The organism is Maridesulfovibrio ferrireducens, from assembly GCF_016342405.1.
GTDB classification, from domain to species: domain Bacteria; phylum Desulfobacterota; class Desulfovibrionia; order Desulfovibrionales; family Desulfovibrionaceae; genus Maridesulfovibrio; species Maridesulfovibrio ferrireducens_A.
In genome coordinates this window covers 116,598-142,299 of sequence record NZ_JAEINN010000009.1, presented here as the reverse complement: position 1 = coordinate 142,299, position 25,702 = coordinate 116,598, and the positions used below count along the sequence as shown (strand labels likewise).

The following is a 25,702-nucleotide window of genomic DNA, read 5'->3' as shown; positions in this document are numbered from 1 at the left end:
AAGTTTTCTAGGTAGGCACTCAATCCGCAATTTATCAGTATCATCCTTCAAAAATCACCCGGTTCCGCCCGGATTTCTTAGCAACGTACAACCGTTTATCCGCAATTTTCATCATAGTGTCACCGGAAATCAAATCGCACTCGTCTAAGTTGGCTACTCCTGCGCTCAAGGTGATTTTAATTTCACCGCCGGAAGTTAATAGTTTAGCTTCCTCGCATCCTGCCCGCATGCGCTCCGCTACTACCATGGCATCTTCTTTTTTGGAGCCGGGCATAAGTACTGCAAATTCTTCCCCGCCGTATCTGCATACGATATCTGCTCCTCGTCTGGAATTCTGGAGAAGAACATTGGCAACTTGTTTCAAAGCTTCATCACCTGCGGCATGTCCGTAAGAATCATTGATAAGTTTGAAATGATCAATATCCACCATTATTACGGAAAGATCTCCGCCCCTGCGTTTAATTCTCTGGGTTTCCTCTTCGAGTCTTATGAAGAGGTAGCGGCGCATATATAAACCGGTAAGGCTATCTTTTATTGTCTGTCTGAAAAGTTCAGAGTTCTCGTATGCTATGGCGGCAACTGTTGAAATTATGCCGAGTTGAAACAGTTCGGATATTGACCACGGTTTGTCATTTTCGCGATGCAGCGTGACAAAACCTTTAACAAGGTCGCGTGACCCGACCAGTGGAAGACATAGACATGTTCCGTTACATGCTTCGCAGTCGTCACCGGGCAGTGGGTAAAATGAGTCTTTGCATTTTGGTCTGGCTACTGGGGAGCGGCTTTGTGCTGCTTCTTCCATTGCTTTGGTCATGGGAACTTTTTCGTTAGGAAAAGTTCTTTCATGATTAAGAGATGCAGCCGCTACTATCAGGTTACCTTCACTATTATATGTCATTATAGCGGCGTCTTTGCACGAACCCATGTCACAGAACGTTTCCAGAATGCGGTCCAGAAGAGTGTCTTTGTCCAGTTCCATTGCCAAAAGCCGGGTGGCAAAATTTATGGTCAGCAAGGTTGCATCAAAGTCGAATTTATCTATAGTCATAAGAGTTCTTTATATTTTAACAGGTGCAGGTTTGTTGAATCTGATAAAGAATTAAAGGAAGTTTTAACTTCCGGCAATGTTATTAATATAGTCACAAAAAAAGTCCCCGTCAGATCACTGGCGGGGACTTTTGAATTACTTTCTAATTCACCTAGAATTCAACTTTTAATCGTTCGGCAATTGTTTTAGCCGCTTTTCTACCTGCGCCCATGGCGGAGATTACAGTTGCTGAACCTCCGACGATGTCGCCTCCGGCAAAAACATTGGGAATAGAAGTTTCACCTGTTTCAGGATTCGCTTCGATGTAGCCCCATTTGCTGAGATTGAGGCCCGGAGTTGCTTCGAGAAGCACTGGGTTGGCTCCGGTTCCGACTGCAAGGATAACCATGTCGACTTCGAGTTCTCTGGTCTTGCCTTCAACCGCTACAGGTCTACGGCGGCCGGAATCGTCAGGCTCACCGAGTTCCATTACCTGTAAGGTCATGGACTTCACGTGTGAATTTTCATCACCATTTATGGCTATAGGAGATGTGAGCAGCTCAAGCTGAACACCTTCTTCAATTGCGTGATGAAGTTCTTCAAGTCTGGCAGGCATTTCATCCTGAGTACGACGATAGGTAATGTATACATTTTCCGCGCCTAACCTGAGGGCTGTGCGGGCTGCGTCCATAGCAACGTTTCCGCCGCCGATGACTGCGACATTGCGCGGTCTTGGAGCAGGTGTGTCGTAGTTCGGGAAGTCGTATGCGCGGCCTAGGTTGATGCGGGTCAGGTACTCGTTAGAAGAGTAAACGCCGACGAGGTTTTCACCGGGGATGTTGAGGAACCAGGGGAGGCCTGCTCCGACACCGATGAAGACAGCATCGAAGCCGTCATCAATAAGGTCTTGAATAGTAATGGTTTTGCCGCCGACCCAATTGGGAAGGAAGGTTACGCCCTTGGCCCAAAGTGCTCCGACTTCGCGGGCAACAACAGCTTTCGGGAGTCTGAATTCGGGAATTCCATAAACAAGAACTCCACCTATTTCATGCAAAGCTTCATATACTGTTACAGGCACGCCGCGAGCCGCGAGGTAACCGGCAACGGTAAGGCTGGAAGGCCCTGAGCCGATACATGCAACTTTAACGTGTTCATTCGGCAGACTACATGCGGTGTCGCCGGTGATCATTTCACATGCGGAGTCACTGTCGAAAGTGTCGGCAACAAATCTTTCGAGGCGGCCGATTGCGACAGGTTCATGTTTTTTGCCGAGAATACAGGAACCTTCACACTGAGTTTCCTGAGGACAGACTCGTCCGCAGACTGCCGGCAGGGCATTGGTCTGCTTGAGTACTTTATATGCGGAAGGAATATCCCCCGCGGCCAGATGCCCAATGAAGCTTTTGATGTCGATTTCAACAGGACAGCCTTTCTGGCAAAGAGGTACTTTACACTGGATGCAGCGGCTTGCTTCTTCGATAGCCTGTTCGCGGGTGTAACCCAGCGCGACTTCTTTGAAGTTTTTGTTACGTACATCCGCTGGCTGTTCCGGCATTGGGGTACGGATCGGATTGAACTTTTTTTTATTTACCATGCTCGCTCCTGAACAAATCCATTGATTCGTTTTCCTGGTTTTTATACTGGGCAAGGCGCATTCTAAGTTCGTTAAAATCTACTTTGTGTCCGTCGAATTCCGGGCCGTCTACACATGCAAAGCGGGTTTCTCCCCCTACGTTGCAGCGGCAAGCTCCACACATACCTACGCCGTCAACCATAATAGAGTTAAGACTTACTACTGTCCTGACTCCGAAAGGTTTTGTGACTTTAGCGACGGCTTCCATCATAGGCACAGGGCCGATGGCGACGACTTCGGTTACGTTTTTGTCTTTTTCCAGACGATCACGGAGAACCTCGGTGACGAATCCCTTATGTCCGGTACTTCCATCATCTGTTGCGATCAGAAGTTCAGGACAGAATCCACCCAGTTCGTCACAGAACAGGAGCAGGTCTTTGCTGCGTGCTCCGACAATGGCGACAACGTGGTTGCCGGCTCTGTGATGCCCTTTTGCAATATGGTGCATTGCGGCAATTCCGGTTCCGCCGCCGACACAGATGACCGTACCGCACTTTTCAATGTGAGTGGGCTTTCCGAGAGGTCCGCAGACATCAAGGATGGTGTCGCCTTCTTTTAGTGTTTCAAGAAGAGCCGAACTTTTACCTACGACAAGGTAAACAATGGTGATAGTTCCGGCTTCCGGGTCCGTATCGGCGATAGTCAGAGGAACGCGTTCCCCTTTGTCATGGATACGAAGAATGACGAAATTTCCCGGTTTTGCCTTTTTGGCAATTTGAGGTGCATCAATAACCAGCAGACTTGTTTGTCCGGGGATCAATGCCTTTTTCTGAAGAATTTTGTTGCTCATAGTCTCCTACACCGCTTAAGTTTAGGGGAAGATAAATCTTTGGTCCCCGGAAAGCAAGGAACTAAGTCGTTTGCTGCACTTGCCAAACCTGATTCAACGTATTATATTTAAATCAGTTACTAGGAAATAAATTTTCAGCTGCTTCCACGGATGGAAGCCGAAAATCCCACGTATCCTTCATGGATGATTGCGGCAATGCCGCAGGAACGCCGGGTTGCCTCTGCAGGCGGTCGGGCTTTTTTTGTGTGCGTGGATCGGTTTCTTTAGTGGAGAATGGTATGCGAATAGCAGCGCAAGGTATAAATTTATATACAGAAAATGCCCAGCGAGCGGTCGTGCGGCCTGACGTTGAAGTCGAAAGCGTACAGGCGCGTGTTAAAACGCGTAGTTTCGGATTTAATTTAGGTAAGTTGGGCGTAAATTTCACTTCAAAGGACCTCGAATTTGAACCCAGTGAAGCAGAAGTAGCCTCACAGGCGTTTCGTTCAAAATCATATCCCCGAACTCAGAGTGAGGAGCGTGACGTTCAAGAGGTTGCTAAATCTCTTGCGCAAACTCAATGTGCTCTTTCCGGGGATTCCGCCACATATTGTCCAGAAAACTCAGGTTACAGGTTGAGTAGAGCTATATCGGCCTATTCTCAGCAGTCCGGAGCGCTTAATCACTCGCTTCCTGGAAGAGCATTAGGTAAAGTCTAATCCCTGAATGTCTAAAATTATGCCTGTTGAAGCTATCTTTAGGTGCATGAATATAAAATTTTATGCTTCTTTAATAATTGGGAATGTTAGCAGGCTATATTTTGAAAACACAGTGAGGTCAGTGCATTTTGGTAGAGGTCTTGATTTCATTAGTAATATAATTTGATGGGTCAATCAACCTTTTTTGTGAGAAATTCTCTACTAAATTTATCCAGTTAAATCCGCCTTTTTTTGAATTTTGGGAAAATTGACTTTATTATTGACTTCTTTTGTTTGATTGGTGGGGCATTCCGTATTAGACAGTATGAAACAAATGCCGTAATAAGATCTCGCTTTAGGCCATATTCTTGTGGCGAAAAATAACGTAAAATTAAAGGAGCCGGCATTTCAGTAGAATGAATGTCGACCGTTTTTAGTATGGTAAAAATATCAAATATAAGAAATTTCAGTATCATAGCTCATATCGATCATGGTAAATCGACATTGGCGGACCGCATCCTTGAGATAACCGGTCTGGTCGGAGATCGTGAGAAGAAAGCACAATATCTGGATAAGATGGATCTTGAGCGTGAGCGTGGAATCACCATTAAAGCTCAGAGTGTCCGCATTCCTTATAAAGCTGCGGACGGTGAGGATTATATTCTTAACCTGATTGATACTCCGGGGCATGTTGATTTCAGTTACGAAGTTTCGCGTAGTCTTGCGGCTTCAGATGGCGCCCTGCTGGTTGTTGACGCAACTCAGGGAGTTGAAGCACAGACTCTTGCCAATGTCTTTTTGGCTCTTGATAATGATCTCGAGATTATTCCTATACTGAATAAAATTGACCTCGCCAGTGCTGATGTTGATAGAGTTGCGAGTGAAATTGAAGAGATTATCGGACTGGATTGTTCTGATCCTCTTATGATAAGCGCAAAAACCGGGCTCAACGTTGATCAGGTGCTTGAAGCAGTTGTAACTCAACTGCCAGCTCCGACCGGAGATCCGGATAAGCCCCTCAAGGCTCTTATTTTTGACTCGTGGTATGATTCTTATCAGGGTGTAGTTGTTCTTTTCAGAATTTTGGAAGGAACAATTAAAAAGGGAGATAAGATTCAAATCTTTTCTTCCAAGCTGGTTTTTGATGTCACAACGTTAGGCGTTTATTCTCCAGAGGCAATGAATGTAAAAAGTCTCAGTGCCGGGGAAGTCGGATTTTTATGCGCCAGCATGAAGGAGCTTAATGATGCTCCTGTAGGGGACACCATCACGCTTGCTTCGAACCCTGTTGAAGAGCCTTTCCCTGGGTTTCAGGAAGTTAAGGCGATGGTTTTTTGCGGATTGTATCCGGTTGAACCTTCTGAATACGAGCCTCTCAAAGGCGCATTGGAAAAGTTACAACTTAATGACACTGCTTTTTCATATGAACCGGAGTCATCAACAGCTTTGGGGTTTGGTTTCCGTTGCGGTTTTCTCGGACTTTTGCATATGGAAATTATTCAGGAACGTCTGGAACGAGAATTTCAGGCTAAACTGATTGCCACAGCGCCTTCGGTTATTTATCAGGCTAAGCTTATAAATGGCAAAGTTCTTGAAATTGATAATCCGAGCAAAATGCCGGAAGCAACTGAGCTGGAATCTCTTTCCGAGCCTTATTGCCGTTTGGAAATTCATGTTCCAAATGAATATGTCGGGTCAGTGCTCAAACTTTGTGAAGAGAAACGCGGACTTCAGCAGGATATGCGCTATCTTTCTTCTTCAAGAGTTATTATCACTTACGAAGTTCCTTTTGCAGAAATTATGTATGATTTCTTTGACAAATTGAAGTCTCATACAAAAGGTTATGCTTCCCTTGATTATGAAATCATTGATTATCGTGTCTCGAATCTTGTGAAACTTGATATTTTGATTAACACTGAACCTGTTGACGCTTTTTCAGTAATTGTTCATAAAGATTCGGCATATGCGCATGGTAGAAGTCTTGCTTTGAAGCTTAAAAGAGCAATTCCGCGTCAGATGTTTGAAGTTGTAATTCAGGCTGCAATTGCTAGAAAGATTATTGCGAAAGAACGAGTGGCCCCGTTCAGGAAAAACGTTATTGCCAAGTGTTACGGCGGAGATATTTCCCGTAAACGTAAACTTCTGGAAAAACAGAAGGAAGGCAAAAAGCGTATGAAGAAGATGGGTAATATCGAAATTCCACAGGAAGCTTTCCTTGTAGTACTTAAGGCCGGAGACGATTAGTCCTGACCGAAAAAATGATTATTTCCGAAGGTTTTACTTTGGAATTTTATAAGGATGAACAGTATGAATCCCAGATGGCAGAGCACCCTTAAAGAGTATATTGAAGCCCTTTTTATAGCCCTTTTATTGGCCCTTTTTATAAGGACTTTTATAGTTCAGGCTTTTAAAATACCTTCCGGTTCTATGTTGCAGACCCTTCAGATCGGAGATCATCTTCTGGTCAACAAATTTACTTATGGAGTGAAGATACCGTTTACTTCAAAGGTTGTGATCGAGATGGGAGATCCTGAATATAAAGATATTATTGTATTTAAATATCCGGGTGATACCAGCAAAGATTACATCAAAAGAGTAATCGGGGTTCCGGGTGATACTGTGGAAATCAAGAACAAGAAAGTTTTTGTGAACGGTAATCCGCTGGTTGAGCCGTATACTCAGTTTATCGATAACGCACATGTTTCCACGCTACGTGATAATATGCCGCCTCGTCAGATTCCTGAGGGTGAGTATTTCGTAATGGGTGACAACAGGGATGGCTCCAATGATTCAAGATTCTGGGGAAATGTCCCGCGTGATAATATTCTGGGTAAGGCTTGGATTATTTATTGGTCATGGGGCGGACCGGATTCTGTTCGCTGGAATCGTTTAGGAAGTCTGCTTCATTAGGATTGATCAATTAAGATTTTGTAGAACCGATATTTAGGTTCAAAGAATTATTTTATACGAATTTAAGAAAGCCCGCCAATTTGGCGGGCTTTCTTTTTTTAGCACCTCACGCTTGTCAGCTACCTGTAAATAGTGCATTTTATAAAGATTGATAAAATATAATTTTATGTATGAGAATCTTTCTATTGAGGAGAATGCGAAGTGGCTAAAATAGAGTGGAGTGAGTCCTTAAGTATGGGCGTCGCGGAATTAGACGCACATCACAAGGAAATTTTGCGTATAATGAGTATGCTTCTTGATGCCTTGAATAGAGGGAAGGATGAAGACGCAATAACTTTGTTGCTTTCTAAGTTAAGGGAATACACACTTTTTCATTTTGCTGCTGAGGAGGCTTTTATGAAACAAATCGAGTTTCCTGAACGTCGTAAGCACATAGCTAGACACGTTGAATTAAAGCGTAAAGTTAAAGCTTTTCAATATGCCCGTTTTCATCATGAAGAGTTAACTTCGGAAGATTATAAAAAATTTCTTTCGGCGTGGTTACTTGAGCATATTCTTGATTACGATTTTAAGATTATTAAATATTTGCAGGAGCGAAAGGTTGCCCCCGACAGCCTCAAAGATGAGGGTAAGGCTATCTTAGATAAGGTTGAATCTGAGGTTTCAGAAGATAAAAAAGATCAGGATGAGGAAGATACGAAGACAGAAAACTCTTGAAATCTTGTTATTTATTCATTCTTTTCGGGTAATTCTTTACATTATAACAGAGAGTATATAACTCACGGGGGACTTATAATTCAAGGAGTTCTCCGTTGATAGCAAAAGTTGCCTGCGCCGCCCTGATGGGTATTGATGCCTTTAAAGTTGATCTTGAAGTTGACCTTGCCAGACAGGGTATGCCTGCTTTCACTATGGTAGGCCTTGCTGAAGGCGCTGTTAAAGAAAGTAAAGAGAGAGTCTTTTCGGCCCTTAAGAATAGCGGATACCGTCTTCCTCCCTCACGAATCACTGTAAATCTAGCTCCGGCGGATATCCGCAAAGCCGGTTCGGCGTATGACCTGCCTTTGGCTGTGGCTTTGCTTGGTGCGGCGGGGATTATTGATCAGGAACTGCTTGAAGGCTGGTTTCTGGCAGGTGAACTTTCGCTGGGTGGCGAGGTAAAGCCTGTGCACGGGGTGTTGTCTTTAGCCCTCGAAGCCCGCAAAAAAGGTGCAAAAGGGCTTATTGTCGGAAGTGCGAATGCTCATGAAGCCGCAGTAGTTGAAGGATTGGATGTCTACGGAATTTCTTCTCTTTCGCATTTGGTAAAATTTTTGTTGAGTGAAGAAGTACTGGAACCCACTGTTGTTGATACTGCAACGCTTTGGGCCGGGCGGCAGGATTTCGGGCTGGATTTTGCCGAGGTGAAAGGGCAGGAACATGCTAAACGGGCAATTGAAATAGGCGCTGCCGGAAATCATAATATACTTTTCATAGGACCTCCCGGAAGCGGAAAAACAATGCTTGCTCAGAGGATTCCTACAGTTCTTCCTCCTCTTGTTTTTGAAGAAGCTCTCGAAGTTACTAAAATTTACAGCGTGTCCGGTCAGCTTGACCGAGAGAAAGCTTTGATGGTTATTCGTCCTTTCCGTTCGCCCCATCATACCATTTCAGACGCGGGCATGATCGGCGGCGGGGCATACCCTAAACCGGGTGAAGTTTCGCTTGCTCATCGCGGGGTACTTTTTCTGGATGAGCTTCCCGAGTTTAAAAAGAATGTGCTTGAAGTCCTTCGTCAGCCTCTTGAGGGCGGAGAAGTGACCATTTCTCGTGCGGCTATGTCTTTGTCATATCCGGCTGACTTTATGCTCGTTGCGGCCATGAATCCATGTCCTTGCGGTTATGCCACAGATGAAAGGCATGCATGCACCTGTACTCCTGTTGCGGTGCAGCGTTACGCATCCCGTCTTTCAGGTCCGCTTCTGGACCGCATTGATTTGCAAATAGAAGTTCCAGCTGTTGATTATAAAGATTTACGCGGAAACAAGGGTGTTGATTCAACTACAATGCGCGGAAATATTGAACGAGTCAGAGTTATTCAGGCCGAAAGGTATAAGGATTTAAATATCCTGACCAATAGTGAACTTTCCGGTTCTTCGCTCGAAAAGTTTTGCAAACTGACAGAAGCAGAGCATACCTTTCTTGAACAGGCGGTGCGCAGTCTGGGGCTTTCAGCCAGAGCCTATACCCGTATACTTCGAATCGCCCGCACTATAGCCGACCTTGCTGAGGACGAATTGATTCAAGTTCCGCATCTTGCGGAGGCAATCAATTACCGGAGCATGGACAGGTGTAAATAGGCAGAGCTCAAATATTCTTAAAGCAGGGAATGATAGCTGGAACAGCCTTTTTGTATTTGAGAAATTCTTCTCCGAACGCTTCGTCAAGCATCGCCTCTTCTTGCGGAATCAATTTTATGAATCTGTAATATGCTATGGCGGACATGCCAAAAAGCAGCCAAGCCTGCGAAGCTATGGCGCTTCCTGGAAAAATAAAAGCTATCCATGCAAAATAAAGCGGATTTCTAACTACTGCAAAAGTTCCTGTTGTTTCTAATTTGCCCGAAGATACCGCTCGTTTCATGGCTGGTCCTGAGATAAAAATAAAAGCTATTCCAAACCCCAGAAAAATACCGCCTGCGATATGAAAAGCTGTGCCGGATATAAAATTCATTAGAAAAAGTTTCGGGTAAAAGAGAGTCAGTAAAGTGGCAGCTATGCCGTAGGCTACGGTTGGTCTCATTATTTTAGGGCCTACTCCATAATAGTTAATTTTTTGTTTTTCCATAAAATATCTCCATTTTAAGTTTGTAAACATCCTTAAATATTATTTATACTTGTCTATACTCTCAATTTTTCATAAATGCGTAAAGTGGTTTGTTAATATTAGAATAACCTGAATGGCGTTAAGAAATTCTTTACTACCATGCCCGTAGAGACTAATTAGTGCCGTGTTGTTTTGGTCATAGAATAAATCCTTTTTTAAATATTGGTTCAGGAGCTTCGAAGTTGTCAGTTGATAAGTGTAATTTACCTATAGGCGTTTTTGATTCAGGAGTCGGCGGGCTGACCGTTCTGCGTGCTTTGCAGGATTTACTGCCTCACGAAAATTTTCTGTATCTCGGTGATACCGCAAGGGTTCCTTACGGTGCTAAGAGTGCAGATTCTGTAATCAAATATGCTCTGCAAGCCGGTGATGCACTGGTTGCGGAAGGGATAAAGATGCTGGTGATCGCCTGTAACACGGCTTCTGCTGTTTCTTTGAAAAGCCTTGCGGATAAGTATAGTCCATTGCCTGTAATCGGAGTCATAAAACCCGGTGCTGAGGCGGCTTGTCTGGCAAGTGTGAACGGTAAAATTGCGGTAATAGCGACCGAAAATACTGTTAACGGTGGCGCCTATCAAAGAACTATTTGCAGCATGCATCCAAACGCTGAAATAATAGCACAACCGTGCCCTTTGTTTGTAGGTCTTGCGGAAGAGGGATGGACTGAAGGTGAACTGGTTGAGGCCATTGCAGCCCGCTATTTAGAACCGCTGTTTGCAAAATTTGGAGACGAGGGGCCGGATACTTTAGTCCTTGGATGTACTCATTTTCCAGTGCTTCGCGGTGCTATCGCAAATGTCGCCGGAAAGAAGATTAAGCTTGTGGATTCTGCGGAAACAACGGCTAAAACTGTTAAAAATATTCTTGCTGAATCAAAGCTTGGCAATTGTTCCACTCAGCTCGGTCATATTTCGTTTCTTGCAACTGATTCAGCGAAAAGGTTTGCCGCGGTCGGTGGTGCATTCCTTGGTGTTGAGATCGATCCGAAAGATGTTAAGGTTATAGATTTATAGTCTTACTCGGACTGTTTTTCCGGATGAAATAAATATCCTGCACACATTTCAGTCAGTTCGTTGAAGATGTGTTCCGGATTTTCTTCCAAATTTTCTAAAAAACAGTGGTGCATAGTTTCTTCTATTGCGCCTGCAACCAGTTTTGCAGCTGTATTTATATCTTTCACTTTGATTCTGTTGCCGCAGTTTACAAGTATCGTTTCAATTCCTTCTTGAAACGATAGAGTAATTCTTTTGTCGAGCTTAGCCATTTCCGGTTCACGGTTCTTTAGGGCCAGCATTTCTCTGTGCAATTCAGTTGATAACGTATGTGCCTGCTTTGCTGAACTTACGATGTATCTGATGATACTATGTCCGTCTTTTAATACAGGGGCATCCTCTGCAATGTTTCCGTATATCCCTTTTATTATACTGTTCCCGTATGCCTGCGAAACTTCAATCAACAGATCTTTTTTGTTTTTAAAATATCCATAAAATGAACCTACCGATACATCGGCATTCTCGACAATTTCATTGATGCTTGTCTTATGAAAACCTTTGTCAGAGAATAGTTTCATCCCTGCTACGATGATTTTCCGTTTCTTTTCCTTACTTCTACTTTGTACAGGAGCTCTTGGCATTGTCTGCTCTTTTGTTGAATGATTTTCAATCTTACAATATATGAATAATAGTTCATATTCATATTGTCAACAAACATGAAGATGTATTCATATTTTGAATTAAAAGAGAATCAACGGACTATTTAGTAATAGGGAAGGGACTTATGAAGGGGTAGATGGATTGGGGAGGATTTTAATATCAATCTCCTCTTTTAGGTCATTCATAAATTCAAAGAATTCACGTTCCTGATGGGCGCTGTAGCGAAGCATCAGCACTCCTTTGAATCTGTCGGCGACAGTGAAAAGGGCTAGATTCTCCATTGCTTCCAGAAAAAATCTAAAAATTGCAATGTCAGATGGAGCCATCTGAACATAGATACGACTTGAATACTTTGGTGGTGCCGGAAGAGGGCGCGGACGTGATTTTCTTTTACGGGCCATAATTTTATTCAGAGTGGATTTAACCGGTTTGTGGTGATCAAAACGAGCAGGGTTCCGAAGAACCCTGCTCAATAATTATAGAACTTTATGGCCGTCTTCAGTAATAAGGACCATATGTTCCCAACGGATGCCACCCCAATCAGGGTAGTAAAGGCCGGGTTCGACCGTGACAATCATACCGGGCCTAAGCTCGCCTTTTGCGATCGGGCTGATGCTTGGTTGTTCATGGGTTTCAAGTCCAACACCATGTCCGAGAGAATGTGTAAAGTATTTATCTACACCGTATTTTTCAAAAACAGCTTTTGCTGTGTGGTAGGCGTGCTGAATCGGAAGGCCGGGGCGCAGAATGTTAATTGCTGCCATCTGAGCTTCCTGTACCTGTGAGCGCACAGTTAAAAAGCGTTCAGAGGGGTTGTCCCCGATATAAAAAGTTCTGGTCTGGTCGGAACAATAATCGCCAAGTCTGCAGCCCATATCGATGAGAATCAGTTCACCTTCGCGAAGTTTTGTATCACCCGGGCATGCATGCGGAAGAGCTGCGTTCGGGCCGACACCAACAATGGAGGGGAAGGATAGTCCGGAAGCTCCGTTATTTCTGAAAAGCTGTTCAATTTCCCATGATATTTCAGCTTCTGTGCGTCCTTCCTGAAGTTTCGGTTCAATAAGTTCGTATACTTTATGGTTAAGAGCACACGATTCTTCCATCAAACGGATTTCTTCATCATCTTTAATCAGACGAAGTTCTTCAATCAGCCCTGAAACAGGCTTAAGTTCACAAAGTTCGGTAAGTTTTTCGTGTTCGAAAATATTTATCGATTTAGGATCGTAAGCGAGACTGGAAATAGAGTTTGATTTGAAAAACCCTTTAAGAGCATCAAATTTACGCCCGGAATAAATGAAAACATCATCTTCATTCCAGATTCTGCGCGCAGCATCAAAGTATCTTGGGTCAGTCAGAAGAAAATCTTTTCCATCAGGGCAGATTATGAGCCATCCGGAAGTTTCGTTGCACTGCGAGTCGTGAAGTTCAAATCCACTGAGATAATAACGGTTGGCAGCAAAATTTACCAATAAAGGAGGCAGTCCGCGATCATTAAGACGTTTACGGACATTTTCCCGCCTTTTTTCATAGGTGGCGGCAGATATGGTCATATGATTAGCTTATCCTGTAAGTGGTTTCGGGCTGTCCATTAATCATTCTCTCAGCCCATTCGACACCCTGCATTACTGAGTGGTCCATGTTTGAGACTTCATATTTCCAGCCTCCGAAGCGGCCTCGGGAATAGATGTCCATGGATTCAAGTGCAGGCTGCAAAATCATTAACGCTTCATCGCGTTGCAGGCAAGGTATGGGATAGCCGTAATCCACATTTATTGACCAGCGGGATATAATATTTTTTCTGTCTTCTTCATTAATCATCGCAGTGTTGATCAATCCATCTTCCACTTTTTTAATTATTTGATTGTGATCAACTCTTTTATGATTTGAGTAGGAAACTTCACACATCAGTGCCCGTCCCTGTCCGGGGATAGGGGTGTTGTTGGGTGAGTAGTTGTGAAAATTGGTGACACGGTAAAAAGGACTGTCGTCTTCAGGGAAATACATCCAGCACCGGGAATCTTTTTTTGATGTAGAGAGACCTACTCCAACGACTATGACGCTGTTATGCTTAAGCATATCTGCTGCATTTCTAAGCGTGTTCGATGATTTTTCAAGCCATTTATTGATCAAAATATCAATCGGTCCAGTACTTAACAGATATTCATATTCAAATGAGTTGCCCTTTGAATCGTAAATAATTTTATTTTTCTGATCAATTGAAGCTACATTGGTGTTGTATAAAATATGACTGCTCACCGTTTCTGCCAGTTTACGATAAATTGACCCTGTTCCGCCTTTCAGAGGGAAACGAAATTTATTGTTAGGCCCCCATGAAAGCTGATCCCGTTCAAGGATAATATTTTTTATGACTGTTTTAAGATCAATAACGCTTACTCTTTCTCCAATCCACGAAAATGACATTAATTCAGGAGGCGTAGCCCATACCTTATAATTATATGGAAGCATAAAATGTTTAGCGATGCCTTCACCGAAGGTATTGTTAATCCACTCAAAAAAGTTTGAGGGAGCTTCTTCGGACCGTACACCGGGAAGAAGTCCTCTAACACATTCCCATTTTTTAAGATTAGGTAAGTGCCTTATATTATTTTGAAAAGGGTATGGAACCCATGCTTTAGCGGCTCTTATCCATGATTCGCGTAGATGTTCTAAATATTCATCTACCAGAATCTCAGACAACAGTTGATCGTAATATTCATAATGAGAAAAAACCACATGCCCGCCGATATCCCAAGTGAACCCTTTTTCATCGGTGAAACTGGACGCAAGTCCGCCTGCATGGGAATTTTTTTCCAGTACAATGAATGATTTTTCACCCAGCTCTTTTAGTCTTCTAGCCGCACCTAGTCCCGTTGGACCCGCGCCGACTATGGCATATTTGATCTTCAATGAAATTACTCCGCCTTAGGTTTTGATAATTAAAGGGAAGTAAGCAAGGTGTATGCCAGCATCAGAAACTTGATAAATTGAATATAAATTCTTCTGTAACCTACCTTTCTCTTTGTTGTCACAGGTTTGTAACCAAATTCAGATAGACCCTATCTCAACGACAAAAACGGACACGGTGAAACTGCGTCTGCAAAAATCCAAATTCAGAGGAAAAAAATGAAATCTAGAATTATCGCCTTAGTAGCAATGATGGTAATGGCGTTTACAGGATCAGCTTTTGCAGGATCAATCCAAGTTAAAGGTTCTACTACTGTTCTGCCATTGATGCAGAAATCTGTTGAAACTTTTATGGCTGCAAATCCTAATGTATCAATTTCAATTTCAGGTGGCGGATCAAGTAACGGCGCAAAAGCTCTTATCGACGGAACAACTGATATCGCGATGATGTCCCGTGACATGAAACCCGCAGAAATTCAGAAAGCAATTGATAACGGACGCAAGCCTGTTCAGTTTATAGTAGCGCTTGATTGCATCGTTCCAGTTGTTAATCCGGCCAATCCCGTTTCCGGACTCAGCGTTGAACAGCTTCACGGAATTTACACCGGTAAAATTACTAATTGGAAAGAAGTTGGCGGCGCTGATGATCAGATTGTTGTAATTTCACGTGACACTTCTTCCGGTACTTATGATTGCTGGAAATCTAAAGTCATGCGCGCTACCGGACTGAAAAGCCGCGTGTTCCCTGGAGCTCTTCTTCAAGCATCAAACGGAGCAGTTGCACAGGCTGTTTCCAAGAATAAAAAAGCAATCGGTTATGTCGGTCTTGCTTACCTTAATAAAGAACTCAAAGGTGTTTCTGTTAACGGCGTAATTCCTTCAGTTCAAACCGCAAAAGATAAATCCTACCCCATTTCCCGCGGTCTTAATATCTACACTCCCGGTGCTCCTGCCGGTGAAGCCAAGGGACTTATCGATTACATGATGAGCCCGGCAGGCCAGAATCAAGCTGCTGAAATTGGATTTATACCAGTAAAATAATAATCGTTCAGCTTGGAATTTAGTGAATTCAAAAAAATACTCCGGGAAACTTTTCCTCCCGGAGTATTTGTCGGTCTTACAATTCATAATTGCGTAATTTATATTTAATTCAAATTTTATATCAGGGGAATAGTCGTGATTACGTCCCGAAATATCTGTTTATTATTAATAATTTTTGCGGTGATGAGCGGTGTTTATGCGTATAAACTTTCCAGCTCTACCGAAGCCGAACAGATTTTTATTTCTGCTACTGAAAAAGTGGCTAAAAGGGGAGACTACTCAATGAGCTCTGTTGGAGGGCTTAAGAAAGTCATGATGCTGTCAGTTCATGAAGTGGCGGAAGGTTCAGAAGATTTAAGTTTATCTGAGGCTGAAAATGAACTGAGAGTCAGGGAGCTTAATTCAGAGTTAAATAAAATTTACGCATATGTTCGCTCTGACCGGGCTGTGATGAATAAAAACAAGAACGGTGCAGATGCCGAACTGTTTATATTCATCAAGCAAAGCACTGAGAACATGATTTCATCGAGGGCTGGAGGATGGTATCTTTTCAGTTCTATTCTCGGTTTTGCAGGAGTGGTTCTTTTTATCTTGAAAGCTCTCAAATTAAGTCGTCGTTCAACAGAGCGGTTAATCCATTCTGCTTTTCTGGTAACAGCTTTTACTTCAATACTCGTTCTGTTTCTGATTATGGCGTTCTTATTCATTGAAGGGCTTCCGGTGTTCAACTTTGTTTCGGTAAAAGATTTTATTTTCGGAGTTGAATGGTACCCGACTGACGAACCTGCCGCATTCGGTATATGGCCGCTTATTGTCGGGTCCGGAGCGGTTACTTTGTTATCCTCTCTCATCGCGATTCCGCTTGGTGTAATGACCGCAATTTATCTTGCGGAGATTGCTCCTGCAAAGGTGCGTGACATTGTAAAACCCGCAGTTGAAATGCTGGCCGCTCTACCTTCTGTTGTAATCGGTTTTTTCGGGATGGTAGTTGTAGCCCCTTTTTTACAGGAAACCTTTGATATTGCGGTAGGTCTTAATCTTTTCAATGCCTCGGTGATGCTGGCTTTCATGGCTGTTCCGACTATCACAAGTATTTCAGAGGACGCTCTTTATTCCGTTCCTCCAGAACTTAAAGAGGCATCACTCGCTTTGGGTGCTACGCACTGGCAGAGCATTTATAAAGTTATGGTTCCCGCATCATTGTCGGGTATTTCAACAGGAATAATTCTGGGCATGGCCCGTTCAATTGGGGAAACCATGGTTGTTTTGATGGTTGCGGGCGGTGCGGGAATGCTTCCGAATTCTATTTTTGATCCGGTACGCCCGATGCCTGCTTCCATTGCGGCCGAAATGGGCGAAGCTCCTTTTCACAGTGAACATTACCATGCTCTTTTTGCCATCGGTATGGTGCTGTTTTTGTTCACAATGGTTTTCAATCTAATTGCCGATCATGTCGCTCATAAATATAAGCAGGTCGGTTCAGCCACTCTTTAGTGGAAGCTGTCAGTAAACTTAATAACGGGGAATAATAATGAGTAACTCCGCTGAAACTATAGAGCAGGTTGATTTGATGTTTGGTAATGAGTGTGTCGCAAGTGAAGGTATGCTGGAGCCTGAACAAGGCAATTATTCCATGAGAGAGAAAGTGCAGAAGGTCGTCTTCATGCTGTTTAAAGCCGCCGCAGCTATTAACGGTCTGGCTTTACTTATTATATGTGGATTCGTTCTATATTATGGATTGCCTGCAATGAGCTGGGAATTTTTGACTGAAAACCCCAGAAATTCAATGACCGAGGGAGGAATCCTTCCATGTATAGTAGGAACAATTGTTCTCAGTTACGGAGCGTTGATGGTTGCATTGCCTTGGGGGATCGCCACTGCAATTTATCTCAATGAATACGCTACATCACCCAGACTTGTGCGGATTTTAAGACTGGGTATTAATAATCTTGCCGGAGTTCCTTCAGTTGTGTTCGGACTTTTCGGTTTGTCGTTATTTGTAACTGTGATGGGAATGGGCGTAAGCATTATGGCCGGAGTATGTACGCTCGGGGCGCTGGCTTTACCGCTTGTTATCGGGGCTTCTGAGGAAGCTCTCCGTTCTGTTCCGCAAACATATAGAGAAGCCTCGCTTGGGCTTGGTGCTACTAAATGGCAGACCATTTACAGGGTTGTTCTTCCCGCCGCTTTACCCGGCATGTTGACTGGCGCAATTCTTACGCTTTCACGGGCCGCAGGGGAAACTGCCGCGATTATGTTTACCGCCGCAGTCTTTTTCACCCCTGAAATGCCTGAATCTCTTTTTGATGATGTAATGGCGTTGCCCTATCATATATATGTACTGGCAACAGCCGGAACAGAAATTGAAAAAACAAGACATATTCAATACGGAACATCCCTTGTCCTTATAACTTTGGTTCTGGGTATGAATATGATGGCTATATATATCAGAGCTAGAATGCAGAAAAAGCTCGCTAGGTAATTTTCTCCATCCTAGTCTCGCAAGAAAGCCCGTATCAAAATAAATTTGTTACGGGCTTTAAACTTTATATTTTTCGTTTTCTTCCGGGTGGAAGGTGGTCAGGACCAAACCATTCCGGTGGGGACGTCGGGCTGTCCTCTCTTGCGCAACCCTGCCAGAGATCGTTGTTTTCAAACATCATATCAATCGCGTTCTGAACATTTCTTTTATGCTCAATCCAGTCCGGCGCTACCAGTTCACCCGGCGCAGGGTCGGCATTCAGTCTGTGGACAACAATGTCGGTTCGTAAAATGGATACGGCAGTTTCAAGCATATCAAGGTATTCTTCCATGGAGAAAGGGGTGAATTCCCCACGGTCATACATTTCCTGCAAGGGAGTGCCTTGACTAATATAGAGATTATGAAGTTTGATTCCGGAAACAGGAAGACTGTTAATAAATTCAACCGTTGCAATGAAATCTTTCTTTGATTCTCCCGGCAATCCTGCGATAACGTGTGCGCAGACCTCGATTCCATATGAGTCCGCAAGTATAACCGCGTCAGCAAAACACTTTGCGTCATGCCCTCTGTTGATCAAAGCCAGAGTTGTATCATTTGAACTTTGAAGTCCCAGTTCAAGCCATGTTTCTTTCAGATTAAGATCTTTTATCAATTGGAGCTTTTCAGCATCAATGCAGTCAGGACGGGTTCCTATACATATGCCGGCAAGCCCGGGAAGATCCCGGAGTTGATCAAACGCGCACTTTACCTGTTCCAAAGTTCCATACGTGTTGGTGTAGGATTGCAGGTAGGCTAGAAAAAGTTTTGCATTGTAAAGTCTGGTAAATTTTTTCGTCCAGAAATCCCACTGTTCAGGAATGGGTGTAGACTGAGAGTGCATGCCTGATCCAGAGCCGAGGGGGTTGCAGAAAATACACCCTTTTGTGGAAATATTTCCGTCACGATTGGGGCATGAAAATCCGAAGTCCAGCGGTACTTTCTGGACCCTTTTTCCGAAATTTTGTCTTAGTCGGGCAGCAAGCCCGTAAAAACGATACATGAAGACTCCTTTTATTCTGAATCGGGGCAGTGTATTAAACTATTTTTTATTTATATCAAAATATACAGTGTGTTAACAGTGTTAAGAAGTGGTTGGCGTAATTGGTGTAATATGTTGCCTGTAGCAATTTCTTCTGCTAGTTATTACCGAGGAATTTCTTTTGATATAAGGAAAGTTAGCGTCTGCTGAGGCGTCGTTCGAATCACATTTTTTTTGGAGTTTCCAGTAGAATATGGCATCTATATTTGACAAGATACTCGGCTCGTTTTCCAATGACCTTGCAATTGATCTTGGTACTGCAAACACCTTGGTCTATGTAAAGGGAAAAGGCGTAATGCTCAGCGAACCTTCGGTTGTCGCTGTGAAGCGGGATGTTAATGGCGTAAGTAAAGTTCTCGCCGTAGGGATGGAAGCCAAGAAAATGCTTGGTAGAACTCCCGGTAACATTGTCGCGATCAGACCAATGAAAGACGGTGTTATCGCCGACTTCGAAGTAACTGAAGCTATGTTGCGTCATTTCATTTCAAAAGTCCACAATAGCCGTAGACTGGTTAGGCCCCGGATAATGATCTGTGTGCCTACCGGCATAACACAGGTTGAAAAGAGAGCTGTTAAAGAGTCCGCACAGAGTGCCGGAGCCCGTGAGGTTTATCTTATTGAAGAACCCATGGCGGCAGCAATCGGAGCGGATCTTCCCATCACCGAGCCTACCTCCAATATGGTAGTTGATATCGGCGGTGGAACATCTGAAATAGCAGTTATTTCTCTATCCGGTATTGTATACGCCCGCTCTGTAAGAGTCGGTGGAGACAAGATGGATGAATCCATCATGCAGCATGTAAAACGTAAGTATTCCATGTTGATCGGAGAAAGCACCGCAGAGCGTATCAAAATTAAAATAGGTTCCGCATTTCCTCTTGAAGAAGAGATTGAAATGGAAGTCAAAGGTCGTGACCTTGTGACCGGAATACCTCAGAATATTTTGATTACTTCTGCAGAGATTAGAAAAGCTATTTCTGAACAGGTTGACAGTATTGTTCAAGGAGTTCGTGTTGCTTTGGAACAGACTCCTCCTGAGCTTGCTGCGGACATAGTTGATAGAGGTATTGTGCTGACTGGCGGCGGAGCTTTGCTTAAGGGCTTAGATCAACTGCTCAGTCAGGAAACTCACCTTCCTATTACTGTTGTCGATAATCCTCTAAATGCTGTAGTTATCGGTTCTGGAAAGGCTCTCGAGCATCTGGATATTTATAAAGAAGTTACAATCGATTAGCTTCATTTTTTGCGGTGGATTAACAGAGAGTGCATTTTTTCTTGCTAAGTGCATAGTTTCGACGGTGGTGAATTCGTCAAAACTATGCACTTAGAAATATGCTGTGCTGTGTCAGTCGGCGGCAATTTTTTTTGCTTAATCAATTTTCAATAAACAGTGTCATGTGTTTGGTTCGATCCCTTTATGTAAGTTAGAGGATTTAGTTTGAAGCTCAAGCGTACCGCTATAGCCATCATCGTAGGCTTATTTATCTACCTCAGCCTTTATTCGTGGAATCTGCGATCAGGGCAACTCGATCGTTTAGCGGATTATACAGGGCTTGAAATTGTTAAGTGGTCCTTATGGCCCGGAGAATGGGTTCTCGACAGGTCTGTGGGTTTCTGGGACAGGTATATTTATCTCGTCGGGTTGAAGGAGCAGAATGATCAGCTGAGTTCTCAAAATAATTTAATGCGTCTTGAAATTATGACGCTTAGAGAAAAAGCTGAAGAAGCTGAAAGGTTTCAGGAACTACTCAAATTTTCACCGGAAGAGGGTTGGTACGTCGACGGAGCAAGAGTCATTGCCCATAGAATGGGCCCTTCTGCCGCTCTGGATTCTATTATACTGAGTAAGGGTGCTATCTCCGGCGTAGTTGCCGACACTCCTGTGCTGACGCCTCTCGGGGTCGTAGGCAGAGTTGTACAGCCCGGCCTTTCCTCCTCTAAAGCTTTGTTGATCACTGATCTTAACAGCAGAATTTCAGTCAGAGGGCAACTTCACAGATCTACCGGTTTGCTGGTGGGCAGTGGGGAAAGTGAAACTCTGAATGTAAAGTACATGAAGCTTAATGCTCCTGTTTCAGAGGGAGAAATCCTTGTTACATCTGGTCTGGCTGGGCTTTATCCTCCCGGACTTCCTATTGCAAAAGTCGTATCAGTTGAACGGTCTGATATTTCATTATTCCTTAAGGTTGAAGCTGTTCCGCTGGTTGATATGGAGAATACAGAAGAAGTTCTTCTGCTTCATAGAAATGTTGCGGATAATTCAACTTCACCGGAAGGGAATTAGTATGTTTTCTTTTTTTTGGTGGGCGGCTTTTACGGTTGTCGGAATCTGGGCACAGAGAATTGTGCCCGGGGTAGATTTTCTCGCTCCGGGTCTTTTGCTTTGTATTCAGATGGAAAAGAAAACTTTATTTTTCTGGTTGATTCTTGTGTGGTCTTTAATACAGGAAGGGGCAGGCGGTCTGCCTTTCGGTTACTCTCTTCTCTGGTATTCTTCCATCTATGTTGTTTATCGTTGCGGAGCCATGTTCTTTGATGTGCAGAGTTTTATGTTTGCTCTCCTTTGCGGCGCAGGATTAGGCGTTCTGCACCCGCTTCTTACAGGAATGATGGCGATGCTTGCGGATATGAACTGGGCTTCTGACCGCTATCTTTTTGAAGGAATTTTGCAATTTATTATATTCCCGCTAGAGTGGCTTTTTTTAAAATATATCTATCCGGAACGGTTGAAGCATGAGTTCACTGTATGAAGCAAAATCTCAGCAGCCTCCGAAAACGGGATTGCTGTTACTGCAGGGGCTTATACTCCTGCTTTTTTGTGTTTTTGCGCTTAGATTTTGGTTTTTGCAGATTCATAAAGGAGCTTATTTTGCAGAGCAGGCGAAAAATAATCAGCTCAGACAGGATAGGCTGTATGCTCCACGTGGGCTGATCAGAGATCGTACTGGTAAGCTTTTGTCTTTAAATGAACCTGCTTATGCTTTGGGTCTTGTGCGTGAAGACTGTAAAGACTTAGAGGCAACACTTAAAACTGTTTCTGAGTGGACAGGTGAAGATCTTTCAAAGCTCAAAGAAACTTTCAAGAAATCCCGCAAACGCGTAAAGCCGTTTGAACCACTGATTTTAGCTCCTAACCTTACTTTTAAGCAGGTGGCCATGATTGAGGCGAATGCATTGCATTGGCCCGGTCTTGAGGTTGTTGTGCGTCCTAGAAGGCAATACCTGCAAGGCCCACTCTTGTCTCATGTCCTCGGCTATGTTGCAGAATCCGGAGAAGATGAACTTGAAGCTGACGAAGACCTTGCTGTGGGAGATTTTGTGGGCAAGCAGGGGCTTGAATCTGTACTTGAAAAAAGATTTCGCGGTGTAAAGGGACGAAGACAGCTCGAAGTTGACGCCACAGGAAGGCGGCTTAAAGAGAGAATTTTAAGTCCCCCTGTTGCCGGTGAAGATATAGATCTTTCCATTGATTTAGGGCTTCAGGAGTTGGGCGGAAAGCTTCTCAAAGGAAAAGCCGGGGCTGTAGTGGTCATGAACCCGGACAACGGGCAGATACTGGCTTTTGTAAGTTCTCCTTCATACGATAATAATTCCTTCACCTCGGGACTTAGTCAGAAAGAATGGGCTGAGTTGCGGGATGATCCTATGCACCCGTTGCAAAATCGTGTTATTCAAAGTGTTTATCCTCCAGGTTCAGTTTTCAAAATAGCAGTGGCCGCATGTGGACTTCACTACAATATGATTAATCCGAAGGATACAGTTTATTGTCCCGGGTATGTTAAGCTTGGTAAATATACTTTTCGTTGCTGGAGAAGGGGTGGTCACGGTGACGTTAATCTAGAAGATGCTTTGGTTCAGTCATGCGATGTTTATTTTTATAAACTTGGTATGAAACTTGGTGTTGACCGGATCAGTGACTTTGCAAAGAAAGCAGGGTTCGGTGAGCTGACAGGTATCTCACTGCCTCATGAAAAGCCGGGGTTGATTCCAACTCGTGCGTGGAAACGAAAGCGATTCGGTGAGATTTGGCATCCTGGTGAAAATTTGAACTTGGCGATAGGTCAGGGATATACCCTTACTTCTCCTTTGCAGGTTGCGAGATTCCTATCTTCAATCATCAACGGCGGCAGACTGCTTCGTCCACAGCTTTTGGCGGGGGAACCGGCTGAAGAGCAGGGGCGGATACCTATGACAGAGGAACAGTTGAAAATCATTAGAAAAGCAATGATTGAAACTGTTGACGGTCCTCGTGGTACAGCAAGAAGGCTCAGAATGAAGGGCGTTGTTGTGGGTGGTAAGACGGGGACCGCACAGGTCGTTAAGCTTACTGACGAGCTGAAAAAAATGAAAGATGAAGATATTCCTTACAAATATAGAGATCATGCATGGATGGCTAGTTTTGCTGAAAGGGATGACCAGCGTTATGTGATCATCTGCATGATAGAACACGGATTGCACGGGGGATCAGGAGCCGGTCCTGTGGTAAAAGCTCTTTATAAATATCTTTATGCCGAACAACCGAAAGACGAAGGGGTGGGAAATTAATGTCACCGATTGACAGAAGACTGCTCATCCATATGAACTGGTTTTTGCTGGGGCTCGCTGCATTACTGTTTTTTCTTGGCGTGATGAATCTTTATTCAGCCAGCGGATTCAGAATGGAAGACGGCATGAGTGTCAATTCCTTTTATCAAAAACAGCTCATCTGGGGGCTTATGGGGTTCGGCGGCATGTTAACCTTCATGCTCTTTGATTACAGGCATTTAAAGACTATAGCATGGCCTCTGTTCTGGGTTACAGTGTTGCTTCTGCTAGCAGTTCCTTTTGCGGGGAAAACTATTTACGGTGCACGTAGATGGATTGATCTGGGATTTTTTAATTTTCAGCCGAGCGAACTTGCTAAAATTACTATTCTGGTGATTGGAGCGAGAATTTTATCAAGAGATTTTGAGCCGCTCGGCTTCATGAAATTGGGATATGTATTTGTAGTGGGGCTTCTTCCGGCGGGAATGATTATTTTGCAGCCGGATCTCGGGTCCGGGCTTAATGTTCTGTTGATTCTGGGCGGAATGATTCTCTACAGAGGGCTTACTTCCAAAGTTTTCAAGACAATGGCCGTTGCGATTCCCTGTCTTATTCCTCTTGGGTGGCTTTTTATGCATGATTATCAAAAGAGACGGGTTATCTCTTTTATGAATCCTGCAAGTGATCCGCTCGGAGCCGGTTATCATATTATCCAGTCTGAAATAGCGATAGGTTCTGGAAGACTCTGGGGAAAAGGTTTTCTCGGTGGAACTCAAAGTCAGTTAAGATTTTTACCGGAGAAACATACTGACTTTGCTATTGCTGTTTTCGGAGAGGAATGGGGTTTTGTCGGAGCGATGTCTTTGCTTAGTATTTTCTGTGTTTTTTTATATCAAATGGTTGTAACCGCAAGAGATGCTAAAGATTTGTTTGGAAGCTATCTTGCGGCGGGCGTGTTCTTCTATTTCTTCTGGCAAATCCTTATCAATATGGGTATGGTCCTCGGATTAATGCCGGTAGTAGGCATCCCTCTACCATTTATCAGCTATGGTGGCAGTGCCACTGTGGTCAATTTTTGTCTTATTGGACTCGTTTTAAACGTTTCTATGAGACGTTACGTATTTAAACAGGGGTAGCCGCATGTTTGGGTTTTCTAAAATCGGCGCAGGGGGAAAAGGAGCACAAATGGCAAGAGACGAAATAAATGCTTTTCTAGGCAGCGGAACAGATTATCACGGGAAGCTGAGTTTTCAGGGCGCTGTGCGAATCGACGGGAACTTCAGCGGTGAAGTTGAGTCCGAAGGGACACTGGTCGTTGGTAAAGATGCCCGGGTTGAAGGTGTTTTGAGGATTGGTCAGCTTGTGCTGAGTGGCAAAGTTACCGGTGAAGTTTATGCTCGTGATAAAGCGGTACTCCACAAGACAGCCAACCTTCAAGGAGATCTGGTGACGCCGGTTCTTGTTGTGGAGGAAGGTGCAGTTTTGGAGGGGCGCGTTACTATGAGTTCAACCGGAGTTGAGGCGGTTGAAACTGAAACCGAAGAAATTAGTTAATTTTTTAACAAGCCAGTATTTACGGGGCTTGAAGGGGTAAGAGTAACCAGTTCAAATCGAAAAACCCTTTGACACGACCTCTAAAATTAGCTAAAGGGCCACTGACTTTGGACAAAAATTCACAACCTTTTCGGGAGCAGGCATGATTGATTTAGATATTAGCTTTTTTATTCAGTTAGCAAACTTCATCATCACCCTTCTTGTTCTCAACCTTCTTATGTTTCGTCCGATTCGTGAAATTATTAGAAAACGCTCTGAGCTTATGAGTGACCAACTTTCTAAGGTAGAAAATTTCACAAATTCGGCGAATTCGAAGGTCAAAGACTACGAAGTCGCTTTGGATGGTACCCGTAGAGAGGGTATGGACATTCGGAACGACTTTAAAGAACAGGGTGCCAAAGAAGAGCAGGCATTACTTTCTGCGGCAGGTAAGGTTGCAGCTGTAACCTTGAAAGAAGCCCGCGCAGAAGTTGCATCTGAAAAAGGTGCGGCCTTGAAAGTTCTTGATGGTGAGATCGAAGCTTTTGCTCAGAAGGTTACAGCCAAGGTTCTTGGCTAGGCC

Annotated in this window: 25 protein-coding genes; 16 read left to right on the top strand and 9 right to left on the bottom strand. The window is 43.8% G+C overall.

Annotated features, from left to right (window positions below; all coding sequences use genetic code 11):
* Window positions 1-40 precede the first annotated feature (40 nt).
* The 3 genes from JEY82_RS11545 to JEY82_RS11535 all read right to left on the bottom strand — a co-directional run bounded on the left by JEY82_RS11545 (window position 41) and on the right by JEY82_RS11535 (window position 3,450).
* Complete coding sequence (locus tag JEY82_RS11545; protein WP_304085559.1) at window positions 41-1,048, bottom strand: sensor domain-containing diguanylate cyclase; 1,008 nt, start codon at window positions 1,046-1,048, stop codon at window positions 41-43.
* 151 nt (window positions 1,049-1,199) lie between these two features.
* A complete protein-coding gene (gene gltA, locus JEY82_RS11540; RefSeq protein WP_304085557.1) occupies window positions 1,200-2,621 on the bottom strand; it encodes an NADPH-dependent glutamate synthase in 1,422 nt (473 codons plus the stop codon).
* A complete protein-coding gene (locus JEY82_RS11535) occupies window positions 2,611-3,450 on the bottom strand; it encodes a sulfide/dihydroorotate dehydrogenase-like FAD/NAD-binding protein (protein ID WP_092158504.1) in 840 nt (279 codons plus the stop codon). Before JEY82_RS11535 ends, gltA begins: the two co-directional genes overlap by 11 nt.
* Before the next feature lie 278 nt (window positions 3,451-3,728).
* Between JEY82_RS11535 and JEY82_RS11530 the strand changes: the two genes are divergently transcribed.
* From JEY82_RS11530 to JEY82_RS11510, 5 genes are all read left to right on the top strand, one after another.
* Window positions 3,729-4,148: a hypothetical protein gene (locus JEY82_RS11530; protein WP_304085554.1), complete on the top strand. Its 420-nt coding sequence runs from the start codon at window positions 3,729-3,731 to the stop codon at window positions 4,146-4,148.
* A gap of 417 nt (window positions 4,149-4,565) precedes the next feature.
* Window positions 4,566-6,371, top strand: a complete 1,806-nt coding sequence (lepA, locus tag JEY82_RS11525) for a translation elongation factor 4 (RefSeq protein ID WP_304085613.1) — start codon at window positions 4,566-4,568, stop codon at window positions 6,369-6,371.
* A 63-nt stretch (window positions 6,372-6,434) separates the two neighbouring features.
* Complete coding sequence (gene lepB / locus JEY82_RS11520) at window positions 6,435-7,037, top strand: signal peptidase I (protein ID WP_304085552.1); 603 nt, start codon at window positions 6,435-6,437, stop codon at window positions 7,035-7,037.
* A gap of 201 nt (window positions 7,038-7,238) precedes the next feature.
* Window positions 7,239-7,754, top strand: a complete 516-nt coding sequence (locus JEY82_RS11515; RefSeq protein ID WP_304085550.1) for a bacteriohemerythrin — start codon at window positions 7,239-7,241, stop codon at window positions 7,752-7,754.
* A gap of 95 nt (window positions 7,755-7,849) precedes the next feature.
* Window positions 7,850-9,376, top strand: a complete 1,527-nt coding sequence (locus JEY82_RS11510; protein WP_304085548.1) for a YifB family Mg chelatase-like AAA ATPase — start codon at window positions 7,850-7,852, stop codon at window positions 9,374-9,376.
* Between the two features lie 7 nt (window positions 9,377-9,383).
* On the opposite strand, the gene JEY82_RS11505 is transcribed toward JEY82_RS11510, so the two are convergent.
* Window positions 9,384-9,863, bottom strand: coding sequence for an isoprenylcysteine carboxylmethyltransferase family protein (locus tag JEY82_RS11505; protein WP_304085546.1), 480 nt, complete (start codon window positions 9,861-9,863; stop codon window positions 9,384-9,386).
* A gap of 221 nt (window positions 9,864-10,084) precedes the next feature.
* Here JEY82_RS11505 and murI point away from each other — a divergent pair, with 221 nt between their 5' ends.
* Window positions 10,085-10,915 (top strand): glutamate racemase, encoded by an 831-nt coding sequence (murI, locus tag JEY82_RS11500; RefSeq protein WP_304085544.1) that lies wholly within the window; start codon window positions 10,085-10,087, stop codon window positions 10,913-10,915.
* 2 nt (window positions 10,916-10,917) lie between these two features.
* Here murI and JEY82_RS11495 read toward each other — a convergent pair whose 3' ends face one another.
* The 4 genes from JEY82_RS11495 to JEY82_RS11480 form a co-directional block, all read right to left on the bottom strand.
* On the bottom strand, window positions 10,918-11,535 hold the full coding sequence (locus JEY82_RS11495; RefSeq protein WP_304085542.1) for a TetR/AcrR family transcriptional regulator: 618 nt from the start codon (window positions 11,533-11,535) through the stop codon (window positions 10,918-10,920).
* Between the two features lie 141 nt (window positions 11,536-11,676).
* The gene (locus tag JEY82_RS11490) at window positions 11,677-11,955 is read right to left on the bottom strand and encodes a DUF4911 domain-containing protein (protein WP_304085540.1); all 279 of its coding nucleotides are present in this window, start codon (window positions 11,953-11,955) and stop codon (window positions 11,677-11,679) included.
* A gap of 75 nt (window positions 11,956-12,030) precedes the next feature.
* Window positions 12,031-13,107 (bottom strand): Xaa-Pro peptidase family protein, encoded by a 1,077-nt coding sequence (locus tag JEY82_RS11485; protein WP_304085538.1) that lies wholly within the window; start codon window positions 13,105-13,107, stop codon window positions 12,031-12,033.
* 4 nt (window positions 13,108-13,111) lie between these two features.
* Entirely contained in the window at window positions 13,112-14,464 is a 1,353-nt protein-coding gene (locus JEY82_RS11480; RefSeq protein WP_304085537.1) for an NAD(P)/FAD-dependent oxidoreductase, read from the bottom strand.
* A 216-nt stretch (window positions 14,465-14,680) separates the two neighbouring features.
* Between JEY82_RS11480 and JEY82_RS11475 the strand changes: the two genes are divergently transcribed.
* From JEY82_RS11475 to pstA, 3 genes are all read left to right on the top strand, one after another.
* Window positions 14,681-15,502 (top strand): PstS family phosphate ABC transporter substrate-binding protein, encoded by an 822-nt coding sequence (locus JEY82_RS11475; RefSeq protein WP_304085535.1) that lies wholly within the window; start codon window positions 14,681-14,683, stop codon window positions 15,500-15,502.
* 591 nt (window positions 15,503-16,093) lie between these two features.
* Window positions 16,094-16,996, top strand: coding sequence for a phosphate ABC transporter permease subunit PstC (pstC, locus tag JEY82_RS11470; RefSeq protein ID WP_304085611.1), 903 nt, complete (start codon window positions 16,094-16,096; stop codon window positions 16,994-16,996).
* Between the two features lie 109 nt (window positions 16,997-17,105).
* A complete protein-coding gene (pstA, locus tag JEY82_RS11465; RefSeq protein WP_304085608.1) occupies window positions 17,106-17,984 on the top strand; it encodes a phosphate ABC transporter permease PstA in 879 nt (292 codons plus the stop codon).
* A 64-nt stretch (window positions 17,985-18,048) separates the two neighbouring features.
* On the opposite strand, the gene JEY82_RS11460 is transcribed toward pstA, so the two are convergent.
* Window positions 18,049-19,023, bottom strand: a complete 975-nt coding sequence (locus tag JEY82_RS11460) for a TIGR01212 family radical SAM protein (protein WP_304085533.1) — start codon at window positions 19,021-19,023, stop codon at window positions 18,049-18,051.
* A gap of 232 nt (window positions 19,024-19,255) precedes the next feature.
* Between JEY82_RS11460 and JEY82_RS11455 the strand changes: the two genes are divergently transcribed.
* The 7 genes from JEY82_RS11455 to JEY82_RS11425 all read left to right on the top strand — a co-directional run bounded on the left by JEY82_RS11455 (window position 19,256) and on the right by JEY82_RS11425 (window position 25,699).
* The gene (locus JEY82_RS11455) at window positions 19,256-20,296 is read left to right on the top strand and encodes a rod shape-determining protein (RefSeq protein ID WP_092158530.1); all 1,041 of its coding nucleotides are present in this window, start codon (window positions 19,256-19,258) and stop codon (window positions 20,294-20,296) included.
* Window positions 20,297-20,500: 204 nt separating this feature from the next.
* Window positions 20,501-21,346, top strand: a complete 846-nt coding sequence (gene mreC / locus JEY82_RS11450; protein WP_304085530.1) for a rod shape-determining protein MreC — start codon at window positions 20,501-20,503, stop codon at window positions 21,344-21,346.
* 1 nt (window position 21,347) lies between these two features.
* Window positions 21,348-21,812, top strand: coding sequence for a hypothetical protein (locus JEY82_RS11445; RefSeq protein ID WP_304085528.1), 465 nt, complete (start codon window positions 21,348-21,350; stop codon window positions 21,810-21,812).
* Entirely contained in the window at window positions 21,796-23,607 is a 1,812-nt protein-coding gene (mrdA, locus tag JEY82_RS11440) for a penicillin-binding protein 2 (RefSeq protein WP_304085526.1), read from the top strand. Before JEY82_RS11445 ends, mrdA begins: the two co-directional genes overlap by 17 nt.
* Window positions 23,607-24,722 (top strand): rod shape-determining protein RodA, encoded by a 1,116-nt coding sequence (gene rodA, locus JEY82_RS11435; protein ID WP_304085524.1) that lies wholly within the window; start codon window positions 23,607-23,609, stop codon window positions 24,720-24,722. The genes mrdA and rodA overlap by 1 nt, the downstream gene beginning before the upstream one ends.
* A gap of 49 nt (window positions 24,723-24,771) precedes the next feature.
* Window positions 24,772-25,140 (top strand): polymer-forming cytoskeletal protein, encoded by a 369-nt coding sequence (locus JEY82_RS11430; protein ID WP_092158834.1) that lies wholly within the window; start codon window positions 24,772-24,774, stop codon window positions 25,138-25,140.
* A gap of 142 nt (window positions 25,141-25,282) precedes the next feature.
* Complete coding sequence (locus JEY82_RS11425; RefSeq protein WP_304085522.1) at window positions 25,283-25,699, top strand: ATP synthase F0 subunit B; 417 nt, start codon at window positions 25,283-25,285, stop codon at window positions 25,697-25,699.
* Window positions 25,700-25,702: the final 3 nt, after the last annotated feature.

What these genes read in the sequence shown, in the direction of transcription:
- JEY82_RS11545 (WP_304085559.1), bottom strand. Translation starts at nt 1,048, where the DNA reads ATGACTATAGATAAATTCGACTTTGATGCAACCTTGCTGACCATAAAT.
- gltA (WP_304085557.1), bottom strand. Translation starts at nt 2,621, where the DNA reads ATGGTAAATAAAAAAAAGTTCAATCCGATCCGTACCCCAATGCCGGAA.
- JEY82_RS11535 (WP_092158504.1), bottom strand. Translation starts at nt 3,450, where the DNA reads ATGAGCAACAAAATTCTTCAGAAAAAGGCATTGATCCCCGGACAAACA.
- JEY82_RS11530 (WP_304085554.1), top strand. Translation starts at nt 3,729, where the DNA reads ATGCGAATAGCAGCGCAAGGTATAAATTTATATACAGAAAATGCCCAG.
- lepA (WP_304085613.1), top strand. Translation starts at nt 4,566, where the DNA reads ATGGTAAAAATATCAAATATAAGAAATTTCAGTATCATAGCTCATATC.
- lepB (WP_304085552.1), top strand. Translation starts at nt 6,435, where the DNA reads ATGAATCCCAGATGGCAGAGCACCCTTAAAGAGTATATTGAAGCCCTT.
- JEY82_RS11505 (WP_304085546.1), bottom strand. Translation starts at nt 9,863, where the DNA reads ATGGAAAAACAAAAAATTAACTATTATGGAGTAGGCCCTAAAATAATG.
- JEY82_RS11495 (WP_304085542.1), bottom strand. Translation starts at nt 11,535, where the DNA reads ATGCCAAGAGCTCCTGTACAAAGTAGAAGTAAGGAAAAGAAACGGAAA.
- JEY82_RS11490 (WP_304085540.1), bottom strand. Translation starts at nt 11,955, where the DNA reads ATGGCCCGTAAAAGAAAATCACGTCCGCGCCCTCTTCCGGCACCACCA.
- JEY82_RS11485 (WP_304085538.1), bottom strand. Translation starts at nt 13,107, where the DNA reads ATGACCATATCTGCCGCCACCTATGAAAAAAGGCGGGAAAATGTCCGT.
- JEY82_RS11475 (WP_304085535.1), top strand. Translation starts at nt 14,681, where the DNA reads ATGAAATCTAGAATTATCGCCTTAGTAGCAATGATGGTAATGGCGTTT.
- pstA (WP_304085608.1), top strand. Translation starts at nt 17,106, where the DNA reads ATGCTGGAGCCTGAACAAGGCAATTATTCCATGAGAGAGAAAGTGCAG.
- JEY82_RS11460 (WP_304085533.1), bottom strand. Translation starts at nt 19,023, where the DNA reads ATGTATCGTTTTTACGGGCTTGCTGCCCGACTAAGACAAAATTTCGGA.
- JEY82_RS11455 (WP_092158530.1), top strand. Translation starts at nt 19,256, where the DNA reads ATGGCATCTATATTTGACAAGATACTCGGCTCGTTTTCCAATGACCTT.
- JEY82_RS11445 (WP_304085528.1), top strand. Translation starts at nt 21,348, where the DNA reads ATGTTTTCTTTTTTTTGGTGGGCGGCTTTTACGGTTGTCGGAATCTGG.
- mrdA (WP_304085526.1), top strand. Translation starts at nt 21,796, where the DNA reads ATGAGTTCACTGTATGAAGCAAAATCTCAGCAGCCTCCGAAAACGGGA.
- rodA (WP_304085524.1), top strand. Translation starts at nt 23,607, where the DNA reads ATGTCACCGATTGACAGAAGACTGCTCATCCATATGAACTGGTTTTTG.
- JEY82_RS11430 (WP_092158834.1), top strand. Translation starts at nt 24,772, where the DNA reads ATGGCAAGAGACGAAATAAATGCTTTTCTAGGCAGCGGAACAGATTAT.
- JEY82_RS11425 (WP_304085522.1), top strand. Translation starts at nt 25,283, where the DNA reads ATGATTGATTTAGATATTAGCTTTTTTATTCAGTTAGCAAACTTCATC.